General features: G+C 56.5%; 13 protein-coding genes. 1 reads left to right on the top strand and 12 read right to left on the bottom strand.

The features are described 5' to 3' along the window. Positions 1-95: 95 nt before the first annotated feature. A complete protein-coding gene (gene amiC / locus VH86_RS01625) occupies positions 96-1,331 on the bottom strand; it encodes an N-acetylmuramoyl-L-alanine amidase AmiC (RefSeq protein WP_045831677.1) in 1,236 nt (411 codons plus the stop codon). Positions 1,332-1,563: 232 nt separating this feature from the next. On the opposite strand from amiC, the gene argA reads away from it, so the two are divergent. Then, positions 1,564-2,892, top strand: coding sequence for an amino-acid N-acetyltransferase (argA, locus tag VH86_RS01630; RefSeq protein ID WP_045816408.1), 1,329 nt, complete (start codon positions 1,564-1,566; stop codon positions 2,890-2,892). Positions 2,893-3,047: 155 nt separating this feature from the next. On the opposite strand, the gene recD is transcribed toward argA, so the two are convergent. From recD to ptsP, 11 genes are all read right to left on the bottom strand, one after another. Continuing rightward, a complete protein-coding gene (gene recD / locus VH86_RS01635; protein ID WP_045831678.1) occupies positions 3,048-4,910 on the bottom strand; it encodes an exodeoxyribonuclease V subunit alpha in 1,863 nt (620 codons plus the stop codon). After that, positions 4,907-8,452 carry an exodeoxyribonuclease V subunit beta gene (gene recB / locus VH86_RS01640; RefSeq protein WP_045831679.1) on the bottom strand — a complete coding sequence of 1,182 codons (3,546 nt, stop codon included), beginning with the start codon at positions 8,450-8,452 and terminating at the stop codon, positions 4,907-4,909. The genes recD and recB overlap by 4 nt, the downstream gene beginning before the upstream one ends. Further along, entirely contained in the window at positions 8,449-11,346 is a 2,898-nt protein-coding gene (gene ptrA / locus VH86_RS01645; protein ID WP_045831680.1) for a pitrilysin, read from the bottom strand. Before ptrA ends, recB begins: the two co-directional genes overlap by 4 nt. A 105-nt stretch (positions 11,347-11,451) precedes the next feature. Further along, positions 11,452-14,832: an exodeoxyribonuclease V subunit gamma gene (gene recC, locus VH86_RS01650; protein ID WP_045831681.1), complete on the bottom strand. Its 3,381-nt coding sequence runs from the start codon at positions 14,830-14,832 to the stop codon at positions 11,452-11,454. Positions 14,833-14,911: 79 nt separating this feature from the next. Beyond that, a complete protein-coding gene (locus VH86_RS25600; RefSeq protein WP_231647074.1) occupies positions 14,912-15,250 on the bottom strand; it encodes a prepilin-type N-terminal cleavage/methylation domain-containing protein in 339 nt (112 codons plus the stop codon). After that, a complete protein-coding gene (locus VH86_RS01660) occupies positions 15,186-15,614 on the bottom strand; it encodes a DUF2509 family protein (RefSeq protein ID WP_045831682.1) in 429 nt (142 codons plus the stop codon). The genes VH86_RS25600 and VH86_RS01660 overlap by 65 nt, the downstream gene beginning before the upstream one ends. Next, positions 15,611-16,150 carry a prepilin peptidase-dependent protein gene (locus VH86_RS01665; RefSeq protein WP_045816402.1) on the bottom strand — a complete coding sequence of 180 codons (540 nt, stop codon included), beginning with the start codon at positions 16,148-16,150 and terminating at the stop codon, positions 15,611-15,613. Before VH86_RS01665 ends, VH86_RS01660 begins: the two co-directional genes overlap by 4 nt. Beyond that, positions 16,141-16,701, bottom strand: coding sequence for a prepilin-type N-terminal cleavage/methylation domain-containing protein (locus tag VH86_RS01670; RefSeq protein ID WP_369800282.1), 561 nt, complete (start codon positions 16,699-16,701; stop codon positions 16,141-16,143). The genes VH86_RS01665 and VH86_RS01670 overlap by 10 nt, the downstream gene beginning before the upstream one ends. A gap of 90 nt (positions 16,702-16,791) precedes the next feature. Then, positions 16,792-17,586, bottom strand: a complete 795-nt coding sequence (gene thyA, locus VH86_RS01675; RefSeq protein ID WP_045816400.1) for a thymidylate synthase — start codon at positions 17,584-17,586, stop codon at positions 16,792-16,794. Further along, on the bottom strand, positions 17,583-18,464 hold the full coding sequence (lgt, locus tag VH86_RS01680; RefSeq protein WP_034823111.1) for a prolipoprotein diacylglyceryl transferase: 882 nt from the start codon (positions 18,462-18,464) through the stop codon (positions 17,583-17,585). Before lgt ends, thyA begins: the two co-directional genes overlap by 4 nt. 115 nt (positions 18,465-18,579) lie before the next feature. Continuing rightward, positions 18,580-20,826 carry a phosphoenolpyruvate--protein phosphotransferase gene (ptsP, locus tag VH86_RS01685; RefSeq protein WP_045816399.1) on the bottom strand — a complete coding sequence of 749 codons (2,247 nt, stop codon included), beginning with the start codon at positions 20,824-20,826 and terminating at the stop codon, positions 18,580-18,582. Positions 20,827-20,832: the final 6 nt, after the last annotated feature.

A 20,832-nucleotide genomic window follows, 5' to 3' on the forward strand; every position in this document is an offset into this window, starting at 1 on the left:
TCCGGCCCCCGCAACCAATTACAGATAAGCACCTTAACGGGTGTTTTTTTGTTTTTGGCTTCCCGTAAAAAAGCGGCACAGCGGCCGCCCTCTTCTTAGCGACGCGCCAGCACCGCACCCTTGTCAAAATACGCTTTAATCCCATGCAGAATCGCCTCAGCCACCTGATGCTGATAACGCGGTGTGCGCAGCTTTCGCTCCTCCTCGACATTGCTGATAAACGCAGTCTCCACCAGTATCGATGGAATATCCGGGGCTTTGAGCACCGCAAACCCCGCCTGATCCACCGTGCGTTTATGCAGATGATTGATGTGCCCCATACGCGATAACACCTCTTTGCCGAATTTCAGGCTGTCGCTAATGGTCTGCCGCTGCACCATGTCGAACATGGTGTGATCCAGATAGCGGTCACCGCTCATGCTTACACCACCAATCAGATCTGATTCGTTCTGGGTCTGCGCCAGGAAGCGTGCAGCCGTAGACGTTGCACCGCTGGTCGAGAGCGCAAACACCGACGAACCCCGCGCCGCACGGCTGGTAAAGGCATCGGCATGAATCGAGACAAACAGATCGGCACGCTGTTTACGCGCTTTCGCTACCCGCACGCGCAGCGGGATAAACACATCCTCGTTACGCGTCATATACGCTTTCATGTTGCGCTCTTTGTCGATCAACGCCTTCAGGTAGCGACCAATCTTCAGCACAATGTCTTTCTCACGCGTTTTGTATTTGCCATGCGCGCCGGGATCTTCGCCGCCGTGGCCAGGATCGATCATGATGATGATCGGACGATCGCGCCCCGCTTTGCCCGGTAAAGGCGCTTGCGCCGGCTGATCGCGCTCAAGGTCGCCCTGGTTGTAATCGTTCAGTAACGCCAGTAGCGGATCCTCTTCCGGCGAGGGTTGGCTCGGATAGAGATCGACCACTAAGCGATGTTTGATGCCCGCAACCGGTGCCAGCGTGAAGATCTTCGGTGCAACGTTGCGCTTCAGTTCCAGCACCACGCGCACCGTGTTGGCATCAAACTGGCCAACTCGCGCATGTTTGATATAGGGATCTTCAACGCGCACTTGCTTATCCACCCCTTTCAGAACCGGATTGATATGCAGGTTATCGATGTCGATCACCAGACGATCGGGATTGCTCAAAGTGAACTGTTTGTACTCGAGGGGAACATTCGATTCCAGCGTCACGCGGGAGTATGTTGACGAAGGCCAGATGCGCACCGCCACAATATGCTGACTGGCCGCCAGCCCGGTTCGCGTTACGCTTAATAACATGAGCGCACCCGCGCCCTGCAATAATCGTCGTCGTGTAAAAGCCTGAGACATGCCGCTCCAACTGCCGTGTAGTGTCTAAAATATCGTCAATTGACGAGAGGAAGGCGAAAACTTTGCTTAGCAAGCCGTGGGTTGTTTTGCCAGAAAAACCAGATAATGCAGGCTGTTAGCATGGGTTGCATCAGGAAAATCGTAAAGTAACGTCAGGCCCGGCGCTTGCAATAGCCGACAAAAGAGCATAAAAATACACAAATTACGAATAAACATTCACAGAGGGTTTGCCGTGAAGGAACGTAGTACTGAACTGGTTCAGGGTTTTCGCCATACCGTTCCCTATATAAATGCCCACCGTGACAAGACCTTTGTCATTATGCTTGGCGGCGAAGCTATCGAGCATGAGAACTTTTCCAACATCGTTAACGACATTGGCTTGTTGCATAGTCTCGGCATTCGCCTGGTGGTTGTCTATGGTGCCAGACCGCAGATTGATGCCAGCATGGCGCAACAGCAGCTGGAACCGATTTACCACAAACATACGCGCGTTACTGATGCTCAATCACTGGAACTGGTGAAGCAGGCCGCCGGACGTTTGCAACTCGACATTACCGCGCGACTGTCGATGAGCCTGAATAACACCCCACTGCAAGGCGCGCACATCAACGTGGTGAGCGGTAACTTTATTATTGCCCAGCCGCTGGGCGTCGATGATGGCGTGGACTACTGCCACAGCGGCCGTATTCGTCGTATCGATGAAGAAGCCATTCATCGTCAGCTGGATAATGATGCCATTGTGCTGCTCGGCCCAGTCGCGGTGTCGGTGACGGGTGAAAGCTTTAACCTGACATCCGAAGAAGTGGCCACGCAGTTGGCGATCAAGCTAAAAGCCGAGAAAATGATTGGCTTCTGCTCTGAACAAGGCGTCACCAACCGCGAAGGCACCATTATCTCTGAGTTGTTCCCCAACGAAGCGCAGGCACGTATTGATGAGATAGAAAACGACGGTGATTTCCTGTCGGGCACCGTGCGTTTCCTGCGTGGCGCGGTGAAAGCCTGCCGCAGCGGCGTACGTCGTAGCCACCTGATCAGTTATCAGGAAGATGGCGCATTGATTCAGGAACTGTTCTCGCGTGACGGTATTGGTACGCAGATTGTGATGGAGTCCGCTGAGCAGATTCGTCGCGCCACCATCAACGATATTGGCGGCATTCTCGAATTGATTCGCCCGCTGGAGCAGCAAGGCATTCTGGTGCGTCGTTCGCGCGAGCAGTTGGAAATGGAGATCGACAAATTCACCATTATTCAGCGCGACAATCTGACCATCGCTTGTGCCGCGCTCTATCCTTTCCCGGATGAGCAAATTGGTGAAATGGCCTGCGTGGCGGTGCATCCCGATTACCGCAGCTCTTCACGCGGCGAGCTGTTGCTGGAGCGTGTGGCGCTGCAGGCACGTCAGATGGGGTTGAAGAAGCTGTTTGTGCTGACCACCCGCAGTATTCACTGGTTCCAGGAACGCGGCTTTACGCCGGTTGATATTGAATCACTGCCGGAGAGTAAGAAGCAGATGTATAACTATCAGCGCCGTTCGAAAGTGCTGATGGCGGATTTGCGCTAACGGCAGTGAATACGGCAGAAGAGCAGAGAATGTCAGGCTGCGCTCGAAGGTCTGGAATTGCCCAACGCATTTGACTGATAACGTTATTAGGATGCGCATCCACGCGCATCCAATAAAACACCCGCACTGAGCTGAGGTCGGTTTCTATACCGGCCTCAACTCTCGCTCAGAATGACTCCCCCGCTTAACCGATCCAGCAATCCACTGCGGCGCTGGGTGCGTAACTGCACCGCACGGCGAAACACGCTTTCATCGCTGTAGAGCGTTAACTGCTTGCGCGCACGGGTAATGGCGGTGTAGATCAGTTCGCGAGTGAGCACCGGTAAAAACTGCGCCGGCATCACCAGTGCAGTATGGTCAAACTCCGACCCCTGCGATTTATGCACCGTCATCGACCAGGCCGTATCATGCGCCGGTAACCGGCTCGGCTGCACCGCTTTAATGCTGCCATCGGGTAACGGGAAGAAAACCTTCAGTAGCCCTTCGTCATCTAACAAAGTCATCCCGATATCGCCGTTAAACAGCCCAAGTGCACTGTCATTGCGTGTCACCATCACCGGGCGCCCCTGATACCAGCGGCTGCCACCCTGTGGACGACGAATCAGCTGCAGCTGCATCAGTTTTTGCTCAATACGCTGATTCAATCCCTGCACGCCAAACGGCCCTTCTCGCAGTGCGCACAGCAGTTGAAATCGCCCAAATGCGTGCAGTATCTCTGCGGGCTGTGCTCGCTGGCTCACCAGCCGCAGGAACGGACGGTAGCCTTCCGCGATATCATTCAGCATTGCCTGATAGGCCTCGCCATCATTGAGTGGCTGGCGTGATATATCGCTGAAGCCCGCGTTAAATGCAGCCTCAACCGCCTTTGGCTCGCCTGCATTGACCGCAGCCGCCAGCTTGCCGATGCCCGAGTTAGCATCGAAGCGATAGCTCTTGCGTAATAAGCAGATGGCGTCGCGCACGGCTGGCGCGCTGTCATCATCGTGGCCTTCAACCTGGCAACCGGTTAACGCACTCAGCTGGGCGGCACGCGCGACGCTGTATCCCGCTTCCGCACAGCGGCAAATATCGCCCAGTACCGCACCGGCTTCTACTGACGCCAACTGGTCGCGGTCACCAAGAAAAATCACGCGCGCCGGGGGTGGCAGTGCGGCGATGAGATTGGCCATCATGCCCAAATCAACCATTGAGGCTTCATCCACCACCAGCACATCCAGATGCAGCAGGTTACCGGCGTGATAGCGCAAGCGCTGGGTTTCGGGCTGGGCACCGAGCAAACGGTGCAGCGTGGTAGCTTCCGCAGGGAAGCGTTGGCGCTCAATGTCGCTGACCGGCAGTTTTTGCAACGCTTTACCGAGCGATTCGGTTAAACGCGCCGCCGCTTTGCCGGTCGGGGCTGCCAACTGAATGCGCAGCGCGCCGTGGCTCAGGCGAATCAAGGACGCCAGCAGTTTTGCCACGGTGGTGGTTTTCCCGGTGCCGGGGCCGCCCGAGATCACCGCTGTTTTCTGCGTTAGCGCCACCGCCGCCGCGATTTTTTGCCAGTCATCTGGCTCAGTACCAAACAGGTTATCCAGTACAGCACGCACCTCTCCATCAGGAAATGCCTGCGGAGCAGACTGCGCCTGAAAGAAACGCGCCACCTGCCCTTCATGGTGCCAGAGACGATGCAGATAAAGACGGCCTTCGGTCAGTACAATCGGTGCTGCCTGCTCGTTGTTGCTGTCGCTCAGAGCAGGCCAGCCAGCCAGAATTTGCGTCCAGTCCTGCGGTTCGCCCGCCGCCAGCCAGATGGCCTGCGCCAGTTCAGGGTGACGGCCCTTGAATAACCCTTCACGGCTCAACTGTGACAGCGGTAAACAGATGTGCCCCTCACCCGCTTCCGCACTGAGACAGGCAGCCGCAAGGAGGCGTGCTGGCTGCGTGTCATCCGCCAGCAACAGTGCGAACTGAACATCCAGTGAACGCAGTAAACGCAGCTCAACCGCCTGATGCAATAGCGCTGTAATGCCATTCATGCCGTGGCTCCCTGCCCGCGAAACAGGCTATCCAGTTGTGAAACAAAATCCAGAGTTGGCCGTGTGTGGAATACGCCGTTGGCCGGTGAAGTGCCATCCATGCCACGCAGGAACAGATAAAACACGCCGCCAAAGTGCTGCTCATAGTCATAATCTGCCAGGCGATGTTGCAGATAGCGATGCAGCGCCAGCGTGTAGAGCTGATATTGCAAATCATAGCGGTGGTCGATCATCGCCTGTCTCATCGCTGCTGGCGTATAAGCTTCGTGGCTGTCGCCCAGCCAGTTGGATTTGTAATCCAGCAGGTAGTATTTGCCTTGCCAGCGGAACACCAGGTCAATGAAGCCTTTCAACATGCCCTGCACCTGACGAAAATCGAGCGGCGGCGCATCGGACGATAAAGCATCCTGACGGATCAGCGCATCCAGATCATTCGCGGTCAGCAAACCGTCAATCGGCAAGTAGAAGCCCATCTCCACGAGTCGATCGCTGGCCTGTACCTGACCGAGCTGTATCCCCTGATCGTTGAGCGGCGTGCTCACCACGCGCGCGATCCAATCAGTCAGCATCGGTTGCCAGTACAATGGATACCCATTCTGCTGCAGATGCTGCTCCAGCAATGCCGCCGTTGGGGGCTGAGGGAAATCGAGTGATTCGAACAGTTCATGCAGGAAAGTCCCTGGTGCGGCGCCGCGTGGAAAATGGTGCGGCGTCAGTGCGGCTTCAGCGATCTCTTCCTGCTGTTCTTCGCCTGCGGCTTCCAGATCGAAACGCGGCAGCACATCAAGTAGTCGCTGGCTACCGTGTTGCTGCAAGCCGGAGTAGCTGGTGACGCGCCAGGGTTCCACCAGCGTGCGGCTAACGGTGCGGGCAGCCAATGTGTCATGAGCGGGATCAGGCGCTTGCCAGCGTTCGGACCCCAGATCCTGCACGTACATCACCTCGGTACCCGCGACATTGTGCTGATTGAGTAAAGCGCCCAGTTGTTCCGCTGTCGCCGCTTCACCGCGCTGTAATAGATGGCCCAGAGCGCTTTTGTGCAGATCGCTCTCACCTTCTTTTTTACGCGTACCGCGAAACAGCGGCGCCACGCCGACGCTGCAGTGATACACCGAACGGGTGAGTGCCACGTACAGCAAGCGCAGATCTTCGGCCAAACGCTCCTGCTCGGCCATCGCCAGGCTTGCATCATCGGCCTGCAGATCCAGCACCGCTTCAAAGTTGTCGCGATCGTGATACAGCGCGGTATCCGCCTCGCGGAATCCGGCGGCGAACGGCAGCCACACTAGCGGATATTGCAGTCCTTTAGATTTATGGATGGTGACGATCTGCACCAAATGGCGATCGCTTTCCAGACGCAACTGCTGGCTGGACGATTGACTGTCCGGGCTGGCAATCTGCTGCGCCAGATAGCGCACCAATGCATGCGGGCTATCGAGCTGTGCCGCCGCCTCCTGCATCAGCTCGCCCAGATGCAGCAAATCGGTCAGGCGGCGTTCGCCATTTTCTGAGGCAAGCAGATTTTCTGCCAACTGACGTTCCTGCATCAGCTGGCGCAGCATCGGTAATACGCCACGCTGCTGCCACAGCAGTTGCCAGCGGGCAAAGGTCTCTACCAGTTCATCCCAGCCGCGCGCATCTTGATCCAATGCATCCAACTGTGCCGCATCAAAGGCAAACAGCGAGGTGGCGAGCGCCGTGCGCAGCATGCGCTCCTGTTCGGGTGCCAGCACCGCCTGCAATAACCACAGCAACTCGCGCGCTTCCGGCGTGGTGTACACGCTGTCGCGATTCGATAAATAGACCGAGGGAATGCCAAGCTGGTTGAGTGCTTCACGGATGAGATTGGCTTCGTTGCGGCTTCGCACCAGCACCGTAATATCCGATGCCTGCACTGGGCGCTGCGCAGCCGCTCTCCCCAGCAATGCACGCTGTTGCTGCCCTGCCTGTAACCAGTGGCTGATATCAGCCGCACACTGTCGTGCTAACGCCTGCTGATAATCGCCTACACTGCACCCGTCTCCCGGCAACAGCCAAAAACGCAGTGCCGCTTGATCCTGGTGATCAAGGGTTAGTGAGAGCGTCTGATTCGGTTCAGCGAAGCGCACCGGCAAGAAAGGGATGGCATCAAAGACAAAGGGCGAATCGAGCCGAGTGAACAGCTGATTGACGCTCTCCACCATCGCTGGCGAAGAGCGCCAGTTTGTGTCCAGGGTGTAATGTGCGCTCACTTCATTGCGCGCGCGAATATAGGTAAAGATGTCTGCGCCACGAAAGGCGTAAATAGCCTGTTTTGGATCGCCAATTAACAGCAATGCATGGTCAGGCTGATTGCCGTAGAGCGTACGGAAAATGCGGTATTGCTGCGGATCGGTATCCTGAAACTCATCAATTAACGCCACCGGGAAACGCTGACGAATCGCCTGCGCCAGCATATCTCCTGCTGGCTGCTGTAAAGCATCATCCAGCCGACTCAGAAGATCATCAAAACCCAGCAGCGCCTGTTGGCGTTTCTCTTTCCGCACGGCGGCGCGGATGTCCACCAGCGCGCGCGCAATCAGCAAATCGCGCAGTGAAATGGGCTGGGACAGAAACAGGTCGATGGCCGCAAACAGGGCATGGTGCGGAGGATGGCCTTTTTTGGTTTTCTCCTCCAGCACCCGTTGACCAAAGCGCGCCAGCTCTGCGGGCACCTGGTAATCCAGGGTTTCACTCTGTGCCCAGAAACTGATTTTACTCACCCACACCGGCAGATTTTTACTGCTGTAGCTGCGTTTGTCCACGTCGGACTGTCCCACCAGCGTCAGCACCTCTTCACCCACCGCGCGCCACTCGGCTTTCATCGCGTTAATGCGCGCCAGGTTTTCGTTGTGGCGCGTCGTCAGCGTTTCGTCGTCAGCGGGCGCTAAACGCAGGTGAGGTGATTCGCCTTGCAGCCATGGCCGCAACGTCGCCAGCAATTGCTCCGGGCCACTCCACTCACTGACAATCACGCGGGCGATATCCAGCGAGAGTGGATAACAGTGGCGACGCCAGAAATCGGCAGTGGCCTGACGCAGCAGTTGCTGTTCATCTTCAATCAGCTGCTGTTCAAACAGCATGCCGGATTCAAAGGCGTTGAGATTGAGCATGCGCTGACAAAAGCCGTGGATGGTAAAGATCGCCGCTTCATCCATCTGCCGCTCTGCAGCCAGCAGCAGCGATGCCGCTTCTGCTGGTTGCGGCATCTCCTGTAGCAACTGCATCAGCATCGGATTGCGGCTGGTACCGCGAATGCAGGCCAGCCGCAGCTCATGGATGTTGGCACGGATACGTCCGCGCAACTCTGCGGTGGCCGCCTCGGTAAAGGTCACGACCAGAATTTCTTCGACCGACAGTGGCCGGGCATAGGCATTTTGCCCGCCCAGCCCCAGCAAAAGCCGCAGATAAAGCAGACCAATAGTGAAGGTTTTTCCGGTTCCGGCAGACGCCTCAATCAGCCGCTCGCCACGCAACGGCAGCGTCAGCGGATTAAGCGGTTCTGGCGGCTGAATCAGGCTCATTGCGCGTCACTCTTAACCGGCAGGGATTGCTGTAGCTTCTCCACCTGATCCCAGGTCGTGAAGCTTGGCAGAGGTGCATAATCATCTTTGGTGGCGCCATCGTGGCTGCCGCCAATCTGCGAAATCATCGCCATGCCCTGCTGTTCCAGCACCGCTTTATGGAAGAAATCGGCCACGCCCTGCGGCGTGAGCTTTTGAATCTGCTCGATGGCTTTTTCACGCGTATCGAAAGCAAAATTCTGCCGGTTAAAGTCACGACTGTAGCGATTCGCTTCTTCATCCAGAGTTTGCGGGCGCTGTTTTAAGTCGTTGATCAGCGCCTGCTGATACTGGGCAAAATCTTCCGGTTTCATATCGCGCAGGCGTTGCTCAGCCTGCGGATAAAACGCCTCAAAGCGCTGCATCAGATAGGCCGGCTGCTTGCTGTTGCTTTGCAGCAGGAAGCCAATCCCCCACTGGCGACCAATCGGCATCTGATACGAGAACACCGCATAGCCTAGCTGTTCCTGGGTGCGCAGTTGGTTATAGAACCAGGGTTGGACAATCTGGCTCAACATGGTGCTGTTGGACATGCTTTGATACTCGTCGTAACCCAGTGGCACGTAGAGGGCTGCCAGTGCAGAATCCGTGCTGCTTCCTGCGGTTTGCAGGTTGGCCTTGATGGCTTTATCGATCACCACGTAATCGCTGTGCCAGTAACTGTGACCATCGCTGTGCAACTGCTGTTGCAGATCGGTGCCCAGCTGTTTAACGCGATCGGCGGAGAGGTTGCCCACCACCATCATTTCCGGCGTAGCGTTGCGCAGTAAGGCATCACGGTAATCCGTCACGTCTTTCAGCGTCAGGTCTTTCACCAACTTGCGGCGCGTCTCACGCTGGGTATACGGTAGCTGTGACAGCATCTGCATCGGCTGAATCGCCTGCTCGAAGGCTTTGCCCTTCTCGGCTGCTTCCAGTCGATCCAGATACCAGGATTTCGCCTGTTCCAGTTGCTGTGCGTCCGGCTGGAAGCTGGCATAGCCCTCAACCAGTTTTTTCAGTAACTCCGGCAGACGCTGGGTAAAACCACTGGCGCTGAACACAATGCCGTCATCTTCACCGGTAGAAAAACTGATCCCCCCCACTGACGCTTGCGAGTTCAACTCATCCAGTGCCACGCTGGAGAGATAATCATTCAGACCAAACAACACCTGCTGACGCGCGTCGCTTATTGCCGCTTTGTTGCGCAGTGCCAGAGTAATGGCTGCCTTTGGTTCACTGGCGTAGAACTGGCTTGGCATCCAGTAGATGCGCATGCTGTCACCGTCGGTCAGCGCCACCGGATGCGTATACGTTTTGCCATCGCCAGGCATAATGGAGAAATCAGAAGGGATGTACGGATTCAGCGTCGGCATCGACAGTTGGATCTGCGTGCCGCGCTTCTGCCAGTCACTGAACTGTGCATCACTGATTTTATCGACCTGATAAGGCGCATTCACAAAATAGGCTTCTTTGTTGTGCGGCTCATTCGGGCTGATATACCAGATGCGGGCATTTTGCGGTGTCATCTCATCCAGACGAGATTTGATCGCCGCAGGATCAAAGTTATCCGCGAGATAAGGTGCATCCAGCGTATGATCCACCGGCACGCGCAGCATGGTATCCACTAACCATTCAATGTAATCCATGTCACGGGTGATCGACGGATAGCGGAAATCCAGTGCCAGCACATGCGACACCTCATCGAAATAGCCCTTATCGATGCCTTTACTACGCAGCATGTCGAGGTAGCTAAAGATCGCCGCCACCACTTCATCACGCTGTGCCAGGCCTTTGTCGGTCAGGGAGACCGTGATGGCAAACACGCCGCTGTTGCGGTCCGTCATCGGATCGGCACCGGCATTCACACCGTCGGCCAGCCCCTGCTTTTGCAGCCAGTCGTTAAGGGTGTTTTTACTGCGGTTGCCCAGGATGTAACTGATCAACGTATCGGTTTTGCTGCGGAAGTGGTCGCTGTTGTTGGCGATGCGGAATTCAACTTTCAGCTGTTTACGCGGTTGGGCGGGCACGTAGTGGATGATGATGCCTTTCTGCGCATCGGTTACCACCGGCACTTCGATTTTCGGCACGATGGCCTGATGGTTAGCCACTCGTCCAAAAGTCTGGACCGCAATGTCGGCCATTTCTGGCAGCGATTTGTTGCTGTATATCACTGCTTTCATCAGATTGGCGGAATAGTGGCTGTGATAAAAATCCGTCAAGGCCTGATGCAAATTGCTGTCTGGCTTATCGCGCAGCGTATCAAGGTTGCCGCCTGAGTAGCGGGAAGCTGGATGCGCTGGGTTCAGGGTTTCCGCCCCGACCTGCGCCATACGCAGGCCGTCGCGCGAACGCGCCATAGTGAGTTCTGCATTAACTGCATGACGCTCACGATCGGCGTTGACCGGATCGAGCAAAGGCTCTGCAATAGCATCGGCCAGGCGATCCACCGCCGGTTGCAGTGCATCATTCTCCACTTCCAGATAGAACGCGGTGCGATAAGACGCGGTACTGGCATTGTGACTGCCGCCGTGCTTTTTCAGGAATTCGGCCAGATTATCCGGTTGCGGATAGCGTTTTGAGCCCATTAACACCATATGTTCGGTATAGTGCGCCAGCCCAAGCTGCTGATTGGGATCGTCCAGCGAGCCGATAGGCAACGTCAGTGCGGCCAGTGATTTAGGCGCTTCTTTGTCAGACACCAGCAACACCGTCATACCGTTAGTCAGCGTGATGGCCTGATAACTGCGCGGATCGTGATCGCTTTTTCGAATCGTTTCATTGATGGGCTGCCAGCCGCGATCGCTATCGGCAAAGGCATTCAGCGCCAGCATGCTCAGCAGCAGCGCTCCAATCCAGCGTGCGTAAATCCGCATTTAAACCCCTTTCTTTACCCTTTACCGCTGGCTGTGTGCCCAGCGGCGCAATAGACAACTTTTTATGATTTTGGGAACACCCGCAAAAGCGGCGTTACCCGATTGCTATTCATCATCTTGATGCGCAAGGCGCACCGGTAAATACCACTGGCGAGCGGCGGCAACAATCAGCTGCACCGCCTCATCATCCAGCGTACGGCTCAGGCGCTGCAAATAAGGATCGCTGCCTTCGCCCTCCACCTGAAAACCACCCTGCCAGGCTTGCAGCAATTTGTTAAATGCCTTTTTCTGCGTGGCGTCATCGTCCAGCAACTGTCCGGATTTTCGATCAAAACTGGCATCCAGCCAGGCGCCACCCGATTTGTTCAACAACATCAGCGGTTCGATCATCCCCGCCTGATAAGCCGCCACGTATTCACTCAACAGGGACAGAGCGGGTTCAGCGTCGATGGCTTTAAAACGCCAGCGGCTCTGTTTGCGCCCGTACATGCGGCTTTCTCCTTTGCCGCCTAACGCGCAGTACACCAGATGCTCCAGCCATAATAGCAGGCCATCGTTCATGTTCAGCACACCCGGACGCCAGCGTAACAACCCATCAGCTTGTACCTGGGTTAACCAGCCGGTCAACTGCACCCCATTCAGCGACAGATTGATTTCCCAACTCTCTGCGGGCTGGCGCTGTCCACTCACTTCGGCGGCCACTTCCTGCATCTCTTCGGTCTGGCTCCGCCAGAAAAGTTCCCCAAAAGCACCATATGGCAGATTGCCTGCTGCACGATGACGTGCATAAAGCTGCGCGGGATCCTCACCGTTGACCAGTGTATTCAGTAACTGAGCATTGATTTGATAACGCTCCAGACTATCCGGGGCAAACGGCTCGCTGTTCGGCAATTCGCTCTCTTCCATCCAGAAAGCCACGCCCAGCCGCTGCTGGAACCAGGCCCGTACCGGATGACGCCAGAAGCGCAGCAATTGCTCCAGCGAGAGCGTTTCCAGCGGCAGTGGCGGCAACCGTTGCACAAAGTCTGGCTGCACCACGCCACTGCCGGTGGCAGCGGGCAACCATTCTGTCGCGAAGCTCTGGCCGTAAGCGTCAGGGCGGAAGTTCTCAGCTGCAAAGGGCATGCGGCTGTGGAGCTTCTGTAAATGTTCACGAACACGCTGCTCGCTGACGTCGGGTTCGCACGCTTCATCGCCTGGCAGACAAAAACTCTGACCAAGATAATCCACCAACTCCGTCACCAGCACGGAGGGAAAACGCTCAGTGTTGTCCTGGATCGCACGACCGATATAGCTGATGTAGAGCTGATGCTGTGCAGAAATCAGGGCTTCCAGGAATAGGTAGCGGTCATCATCACGGCGGCTACGATCGCCTTTGCGTGCCTGCTGCTGCATCAGGTCAAAACCGAGCGGCGCCAACGTGCGTGGATAGACGCCATCGTTCATCCCCAGCAAACAGACGACTTTGAACGGAATGGAACGCATTGGCATCAGGGTACAGAAGTTAATCGGCCCGGCAAGGAAGCGCTGGCTAATACGTTGCTGATCAAGGCGCGAGCGCAACTCATCACGTAATAAGGTCACAGGAATCGGCTGCTGATAGTCAGCCTGCATGCCCTGTTCGATAATTTGTTTCCACTGGGTTTCAACCAGTAGTAACGCCGCGTCACTTTCGGCATCGCCGTTGAAAAAGCTGTCAATCAGCTCGCGGCACAGCGGCAGCCATTCTGGCAGCGTACGCTCGCCGGCCAATCGGGTGCGCCATGCTTCGAGGCGAGAGAGTAATTCGGCCAGATGTCCGGCAAGTTCGGCAATCAATCCACTGGATTCGTCGTAAGGCAGAATGCCCTGCCAGTCACCGTTACGACTTTCCAGTGCGTAGCCCAATAGCATTCGCTGTAAACCAAAGCGCCAGGTATGCTGGCCGGTGGCGGGCAGTGCCAATGCTTCGACGCTGGCATCATCCAGCCCCCAGCGAATACCGGATTCCATCACCCAGCGACGCAGCAGGCGCAGACCGCTTTCATCCACCGAAAAGCGCTGCGCCAGCGCAGGGACTTCCAGCAGCGCCAGGACCTCTTCAGAAGCGAAACGGCTGTCCGGTAATGCCAGCAAGCTCAGCAGGGCCAGAATTGCCGGATGTGCCTGGCTGGCGCGGCGATCCGAGATGGCAAACGGCAGATAACGATCCGCAGGCGCACTGGCAAACGCCGCCTGAATGAATGGCGCGTAACTGTCGATATCCGCCACCATCACGATGATGTCGCGCGGTTTAAGATCGGGATCGGCCTCCATCAGCGCCAGCAGATGATCCTGTAACACTTCCACTTCACGCTGAGCGCTATGACACACCTGCAGCGTGATGGTGCGATCGTCAGGATCGAGCACCCGTTTTTTGTGGCTGTTACCCAGTTCATCGGCGTGCAAACCGATCACGGCGTGGTCATCCAGGTTGAGCAGATCGGCTTGCAGACTGTGTAGCAGGCTGTCCTGCGGCATCTCAACAAAGGCATCAATATCGTTGGCGGCGGATTCCATCTGACTGAGCAGGAACAGGTTATCGCGCCCGAGTTTGCCCCAGGAGGCCAATAACGGATTGGTGAGTTGTTGCTCGCCGAGTTCGTTGAACAGCGTCGGTGCTGCTTCGGGATCGCGGAACAGCGGCTGTGCCTCTTCAGACTGCATGCGGCGACGCTTGCGGCTCTGCAATTTCGCGAGGAACGCGTAATCCTGAATATCGCCCCAGTAGTGGCGGCAGGGATTGGTAAACAGCAGATGAATATCGATATGGCGGCCGAGCGCTTCCAGAGCCTGCAAATACACGGGCGGCAACGCAGAGATACCACAAATAAACACGCGCTGCGGCAACCCCGCTGGTGCCGTCGTTGCCTGCTCCAGCGCGTGGATAAAGCGCGCATACAGGTTGGCACGGTGCCACATCGGCTGGCCCAATTGTTCGGTGAACGCCACCAGATCGCGCCACAGCGGGGCCTGCCACTGCTGGGCATCGCTCAAGCCGTCGATGAGTTCTCCGCGCTCCCAACTGTTGAGCCAGTCAGATCGATACACCAGATACTGGTCAAACAGATCGGCAACGCGGGCGCTGAGTTGATACAGCTTGCGCTTGTCATCGTCATCATTGAGGTAGTGACGCAACGGCTGAAACGCCTCCTGCTCCAGCAAGGTGGGCAAGCGATGCATCAATTTCCAGCTCATGCTGGCTTTGGTGAAAGCGCTCTCCTCTGGAATGCCGGGCAGCACTTTGACAAACATGTTCCAGATAAAGGTCGCAGGGAGCGGAAAGTCGATGTTCGCTGCAATACCAAAACTGTTTGCCAGCTCCATCTGCAGCCACTGCGCCATGCCGGGGCTTTGCACCAGCACCTGTTCGGCCGCGAACGCATCGTTCAGCGGCTGGTTTTCAATCAGAATACCTGCCAGATTTTTCAACAGATCAAGCTGATTGGAGTGGTAAACCCGGAACATAAATCTCCTTGAGAGGGAAAACAGCGCAGCCTGGTCACTCTACCCTGTATCGCTAACGATGCCTATCGCCGAGGTCACCTTAGTGACAATTGAGCTGAGCCAGGCTGGCGCTGCGTTGTTGCGAGCCCGTCACCGTGATGCGCTCCAGCACGCATCCTATGCCCACACTCTGCTGCTGACGCTCGATGTGCCAGCCCGCCACCTCACGCCCCAGCAAGGCTTGCCCGGCAACCTGCCACGCCTGGCGCTGCTGCCACTGTTGACTAAACCCAAAGGCCAGCGCTCGATGGTATTGCAACAGCGTGCTGATGGTCATCGCCAGTAGCAGCATCGCCACCAGCGTTTCAGCCAGGCTAAAGCCCTGCTGATCCTTCCTGCGGCTGGCAGTGCTCCGGTTTAGACAATGGACAGTAGTCAATCCAGCCGTGCGCCTGGGGATGCAGCCGATGGCTGCGTGGCGAGACCCATTGCCAGAGGCGGAGTTCACTCTTTTCATCCTGACCCGATAACAGCGCATTACCCTCCTCCGTATGTAATAAGCAGCTTAACCACTGGTGTACGGGCAGTTGCTGGCATTGCCAACCGGACGCTGCAGGCCAACTCTGCATCAGCCCCCATTGCAGCGCAGCCTGTGCTTGCGCAAAATCTTGATGATACTGCTGCGTATCGGCCACCAGCACCATGCCCTGTGACAACTGCGTGCGCGTGGCGTGAAGCGTCAGGCTGCCGAGCAGTAACAGCATCAACACCATGCCCAACGTACTGTTGCCGTGCTGACTCATAAATTTCGTCCTTCAATCCAGTGCTCAACCTGCAGGCTTTGCGCACCCGCTCGACCCGTCAGATGGAGAACTAACCGGGTTCCTTGCCGCACCACGTTGAAATGCTCAATCGTGAGAAAAGCGGGATCGGTCAGGCGCTCCCAACCGTTGCCGTTGCAGCTATCCACCGCGCGCTGCATTTCCAGTTGCCCACTGCGCAATCGATAGCCGTAAAAGTCACTGTCACTGCTGCCCACATCTTCCCAGCGCCCATTGCTGTTTTCATCCCAGCGCAGCAGGACACAGCTGCCACCAGCAGCGAGCGTGAGTGCCGGTCCACTGCATTGCCCGCGGCAATATCCCGCGCGCTGTAACGCCTTTTGCAGCGTATGGGAAAGCTGCTGTAGCTCCTGTTGCAACTGCACACGCTGCTGCAGGCGCAGATTTTGTTCCAGCAGCAGCGGCAAGAACCGCCCCACGCTGACCATTAATATTGCCCCTACCGCCAGCGCAATCAGCATCTCCAGCAGGCTGAAGCCGGCCTCCGCTATTCGCACCCTTTTTCTCCCGCCTGACAGGCGCGAAGGCGTGCTCGTGCAGAGATAATCACCCGCCAGCGACCGACCGCGCTTTCAACCTCAATGCTGCCAGGCCGCGCCACGTCACGCCGCCCAAAGAAACCCGGCTCACCGATGATCGCGCTGAAGCGCACCCCGGTGTGCGGCGGCGCTAACCTCCAGCGTGAAGGCAGCTCACAGCCCTCCGGCGGTTTTACCCCCACGCCGAGGCAGCCGCGTTCGCCGGGAATTAACCACAAATTGAGATCGCTGTTATGCCAGTTCGCATGGGCGCGCAGCCGTAACAGAAAACCCTGTAGTTGCTGCACGCTATCGCGCAGCTGCTGATGCTGCTGCCAGCGCTGCCAACTGTGCAGGGCGCCGAGGCTGAGTATGCCAGCGATCACCATCACCAATAGCAGTTCCGGCAAGGTGAAACCGAGGTTTGCGTGTTTGTTCATAGCGATAAAGATGCGCATCTTCACGGCGGGTAACAAGGCAACATCAAGCAGGATCGAAAGCGTCGCGCAGGCTATTTTCGCGCGGTACATGAAGAGACAAATTTTTGTGAGGCGGATGCAGATAACAGAGATAAAAAAGCCCCGCACAGTGGCAGGGCTTCAGGGTTGATGCGAGTCAGTTTACACCGCGACTGGCGCTTTAATGGCCGGATGCGGGTCGTAACCTTCGATCTCAAAATCTTCGAAGTTGTAGTCGAAGATAGAAGCAGGCTTACGCTTGATCACCAGCTTCGGCAGCGGGCGCGGTTCGCGCGTTAGCTGTAACTGCGCCTGCTCCAGATGGTTGCTGTACAGATGAGTATCGCCACCGGTCCAGACAAAATCACCCACTTCCAGATCGCATTGCTGCGCCACCATATGCACCAGCAGCGCATAGCTAGCGATATTAAACGGCAGGCCGAGGAAGATATCGCAGGAGCGCTGATAGAGCTGGCAAGAGAGCTTGCCGTTCGCCACGTAGAACTGGAAGAACGCATGGCACGGTGCCAGCGCCATCTGGTCCAGTTCACCCACGTTCCATGCCGATACAATGATGCGGCGTGAATCGGGATCGCGCTTCAACTGCTCAATCACTTTGCTAATCTGGTCGATCTCTTCACCTGACGCACTGCCCCAGCTGCGCCACTGCTTGCCGTAGACCGGACCTAAATCGCCATTCTCATCAGCCCACTCGTCCCAAATCGTCACCTTGTTATCTTTCAGGTAGCTGATGTTGGTTTCGCCTTTCAGGAACCACAGCAGCTCATGAATGATGGAACGCAGGTGCACTTTCTTGGTGGTGACCAGTGGAAAACCGTCCTGCAAATTGAAACGCATCTGGTGGCCGAAAATCGACAGGGTGCCCGTACCGGTTCGGTCGGCTTTCTCTGCGCCTTCATTCAGCACATGTTGCATTAAATCCAGATACTGTTTCATTTTACCTCACGAGTTTGTTGCTGCGGACGACGACGGAACGCCCAGATCATCATAATCACACCGGCCAGAATCATCGGGATGGAGAGAATCTGCCCCATGCTGATGCCACCTTCAAACAGGCCCAGTTGGGCATCCGGCTGGCGGAAGAACTCGACGATGATGCGGAAAGCGCCATAGCCAATCAGGAACAGGCCAGAGACGCTGCCCATCGGGCGCGGCTTGCGAATAAACAGGTTGAGAATGATGAACAGCACGATGCCTTCGAGGAACAGCTCATACAGCTGCGAAGGATGACGCGGCAACACACCGTAAGTGCTCAGCAGCTGCTGATATTGCGGATTGTTCGCCGCCAGCGCGATATCTTCACTGCGCGACCCCGGGAACAGCATGGCGAATTTGAAGTTGGGATCGACACGGCCCCACAGCTCGCCGTTGATGAAGTTGCCGAGACGACCGGCACCCAAACCAAACGGAATCAGCGGAGCAATGAAATCGGACACCTGGAAGAACGTGCGTTTGGTACGGCGCGCAAACACCAGCATCACCACGATCACCCCAATCAAGCCACCGTGGAACGACATACCGCCATCCCAGACTTTGAACAGATAGAGTGGATTATCGAGGAACAGCGGCAAGTTATAGAACAGCACGTAACCAATACGGCCACCAAGGAACACGCCGAGGAAGCCCGCATACAGCAGGTTTTCCACTTCTTCTTTTTTCCAGCCGCTGCCGGGTTTGTTGGCACGGCGCACCGCCAGCCACATAGCAAATACAAAGCCCACCAGATACATCAAACCGTACCAGTGAAGCGAAATCGGTCCGATGGAGAAAATTACCGGATCGAATTGGGGAAACGAAATGTAGCCGTTAGTCATCTTTCACCATCGTTTTTTCTGCCCTGAAACGGGTCTGGCTAAGGGGTCATACCATAAAAGGCTGCGCATGATAGCACAGCCGCTTTTCACAATTGCCGCGGAAATGTAAACGCTGTTAACGACCGCCGCGAATCAAACCGCCCAGTCCACGTCGCTCCATGAACGCGGATACCAGATGGCGCACTTCAGAAGCGGTATGCGCCGCCACGCCATTTTCACTGAGCTTTTGCGTTTCCTCGTGATCGAGGTGACGCAAAAGATACTTCACGCGCGGAATGTTTTTGCCGTTCATGCTGAGATGGTGATAACCCATGCCCACCAGCAGCGCCACGCACATTGGATCACCCGCCATTTCACCACACAGGCAGAGTTCCAGTTTGGCCTGGCGGGCTTCATAGGCAATGCTTTGCAGCGCGCGCAGCATCGCCGGATGCAGAGGATCGTAGAGATTCGCCACCCGGGTATTGTTGCGATCCACCGCCAGTAAATACTGCGTCAGATCGTTGGTGCCAACGGAGATAAAGTCCACACGATCCGCCAGATGCGGGATCATAAACAGCATGGAAGGCACTTCGATCATCACGCCAATACGCGGCTTCGGGATCACATAACCCAGCATCTCTTCCACTTCGCGACCGGCACGATCGATCAGACGACGCGCATCGTCGATCTCATCGATATGGCTGATCATCGGCAGCAGAATGCTGAGATTGCCTGATGCCACGTTCGCACGCAGCATGGCGCGCACCTGCACCAGGAAGATCTCTGGCTGGTCGAGCGTCAAACGAATGCCACGCCAGCCGAGGCAAGGATTCTCTTCACTGATCGGCATGTAAGGCAGCTGTTTATCCGCGCCGACATCCAGCGTACGCAGCGTCACCGGCTTATCGTAGAACAGTTGCAGCATGCCTTGATATTGCGCGACCTGCTCCTCTTCCGACGGAAATCCGTTGTGCAGCATAAACGGAATCTCTGTGCGGTACAGGCCGATGCCATCCACCCAGTTATCCAGCTTCTGTTCATGCTCAGGGCTCAGGCCCGCGTTCAGCATCACCTGCACCCGTTCGCCGCTTTTCAGCTCGCCGGGTTGCTCCACCACACCTTCAGCCATTTTGCTCAGCGCGTTTTCTTCGCTGATCAAACGCTGATACTCCTGCACCAACACAGGTTCAGGATCGATTAACAGCTCGCCGCGGTAGCCATCGACAATCAGCAGGCGTTTGTTGAGCTGTGCAGGGATGATATCCGCACCCATGACGGTGGGAATGCCCATCGCGCGCGTCAGAATGGCCGCATGGGAATTGGCCGCACCGTCGCGTACCACCACACCGGCTAAACGCTCCGGTGGCAGCTCTGCCAGCGTGGTCGCGGTGAGTTCATCCGCCACCAGCACGAAGCGTTCAGGCCAGGCATTCGTCCCCACCAGCGTATCGTCGAGGTGAAACAGCAGACGTTGCCCGAGCACGCGCAAATCACCCGCGCGCTCACGTAAATATTGATCCTGCAGGCTGGCAAACTGTTCCGCGAACTTCTCGATCACCGTTTTGACCGCCCACTCGGCAACCGATCCGCGATCGATCTCGGCAAACAGATCTTTTTTCAAGCGGGCATCGGTTAACAGGTGCGAGTAGAGATCGAAGATCGCCGCACTCTCTTTTTGCACGCTGGCAGTAAAGCGTTTGCTGAAGCGGCGAAATTCATTGCCGGCCTCGCCCATCGCCAGCACCAGACGCTCGCGTTCACGCTGCACATCCAGCGTCGAGGCTGCAGAGACCTGATCCAGCAACGGCTGAGTTTCATCAACCCAACCAGGGGCGACCGCCACGCCAGGCGCCGCTGCGATGGCTTTGACCCGCGTCTGACGGAACTGACCAAACAGCTGGCCAAGTTGCGATTGCGACAACAAGCCCGCCATTTGCGTGGCCAGCGTCACCAGGAATGATTCTTCGCTCTCGTCGAATTGACGATGTTCGCGCTGTTGTACCACCAGCACGCCAAGCAGTTGGCGACGGCTGATGATCGGCACGCCGAGGAAGGAGCGATAGCGCTCTTCTTTTACCGAGGGAATGTATTTAAAGCTGGGATGGCTTTGCGCGTCCGCAAGGTTGATCGGCTCGGCTAAACGTCCGACGAGCCCGACAATCCCTTCATCAAACGCCAGCGTGACAGTGCGACCGCGCGGCTTTTTCAGCCCGCGCGTCGCCATCAGGTAGTAGCAACGACGATCGTGATCTGCGAGATAAACCGAGCAGACCTCGGTTTCCATCGCAAGGCAAATTTCGTTTACCAGAATGTCGAGTGCTTCATTCAGACGCGGAGCACTCGCCACTTTCTCTACTATTTCGCGCAACTGAGTGAGCATAAAGGG

This window comes from Pantoea sp. BL1 (assembly GCF_000963985.1).
Lineage (GTDB): Bacteria > Pseudomonadota > Gammaproteobacteria > Enterobacterales > Enterobacteriaceae > Pantoea > Pantoea rwandensis_B.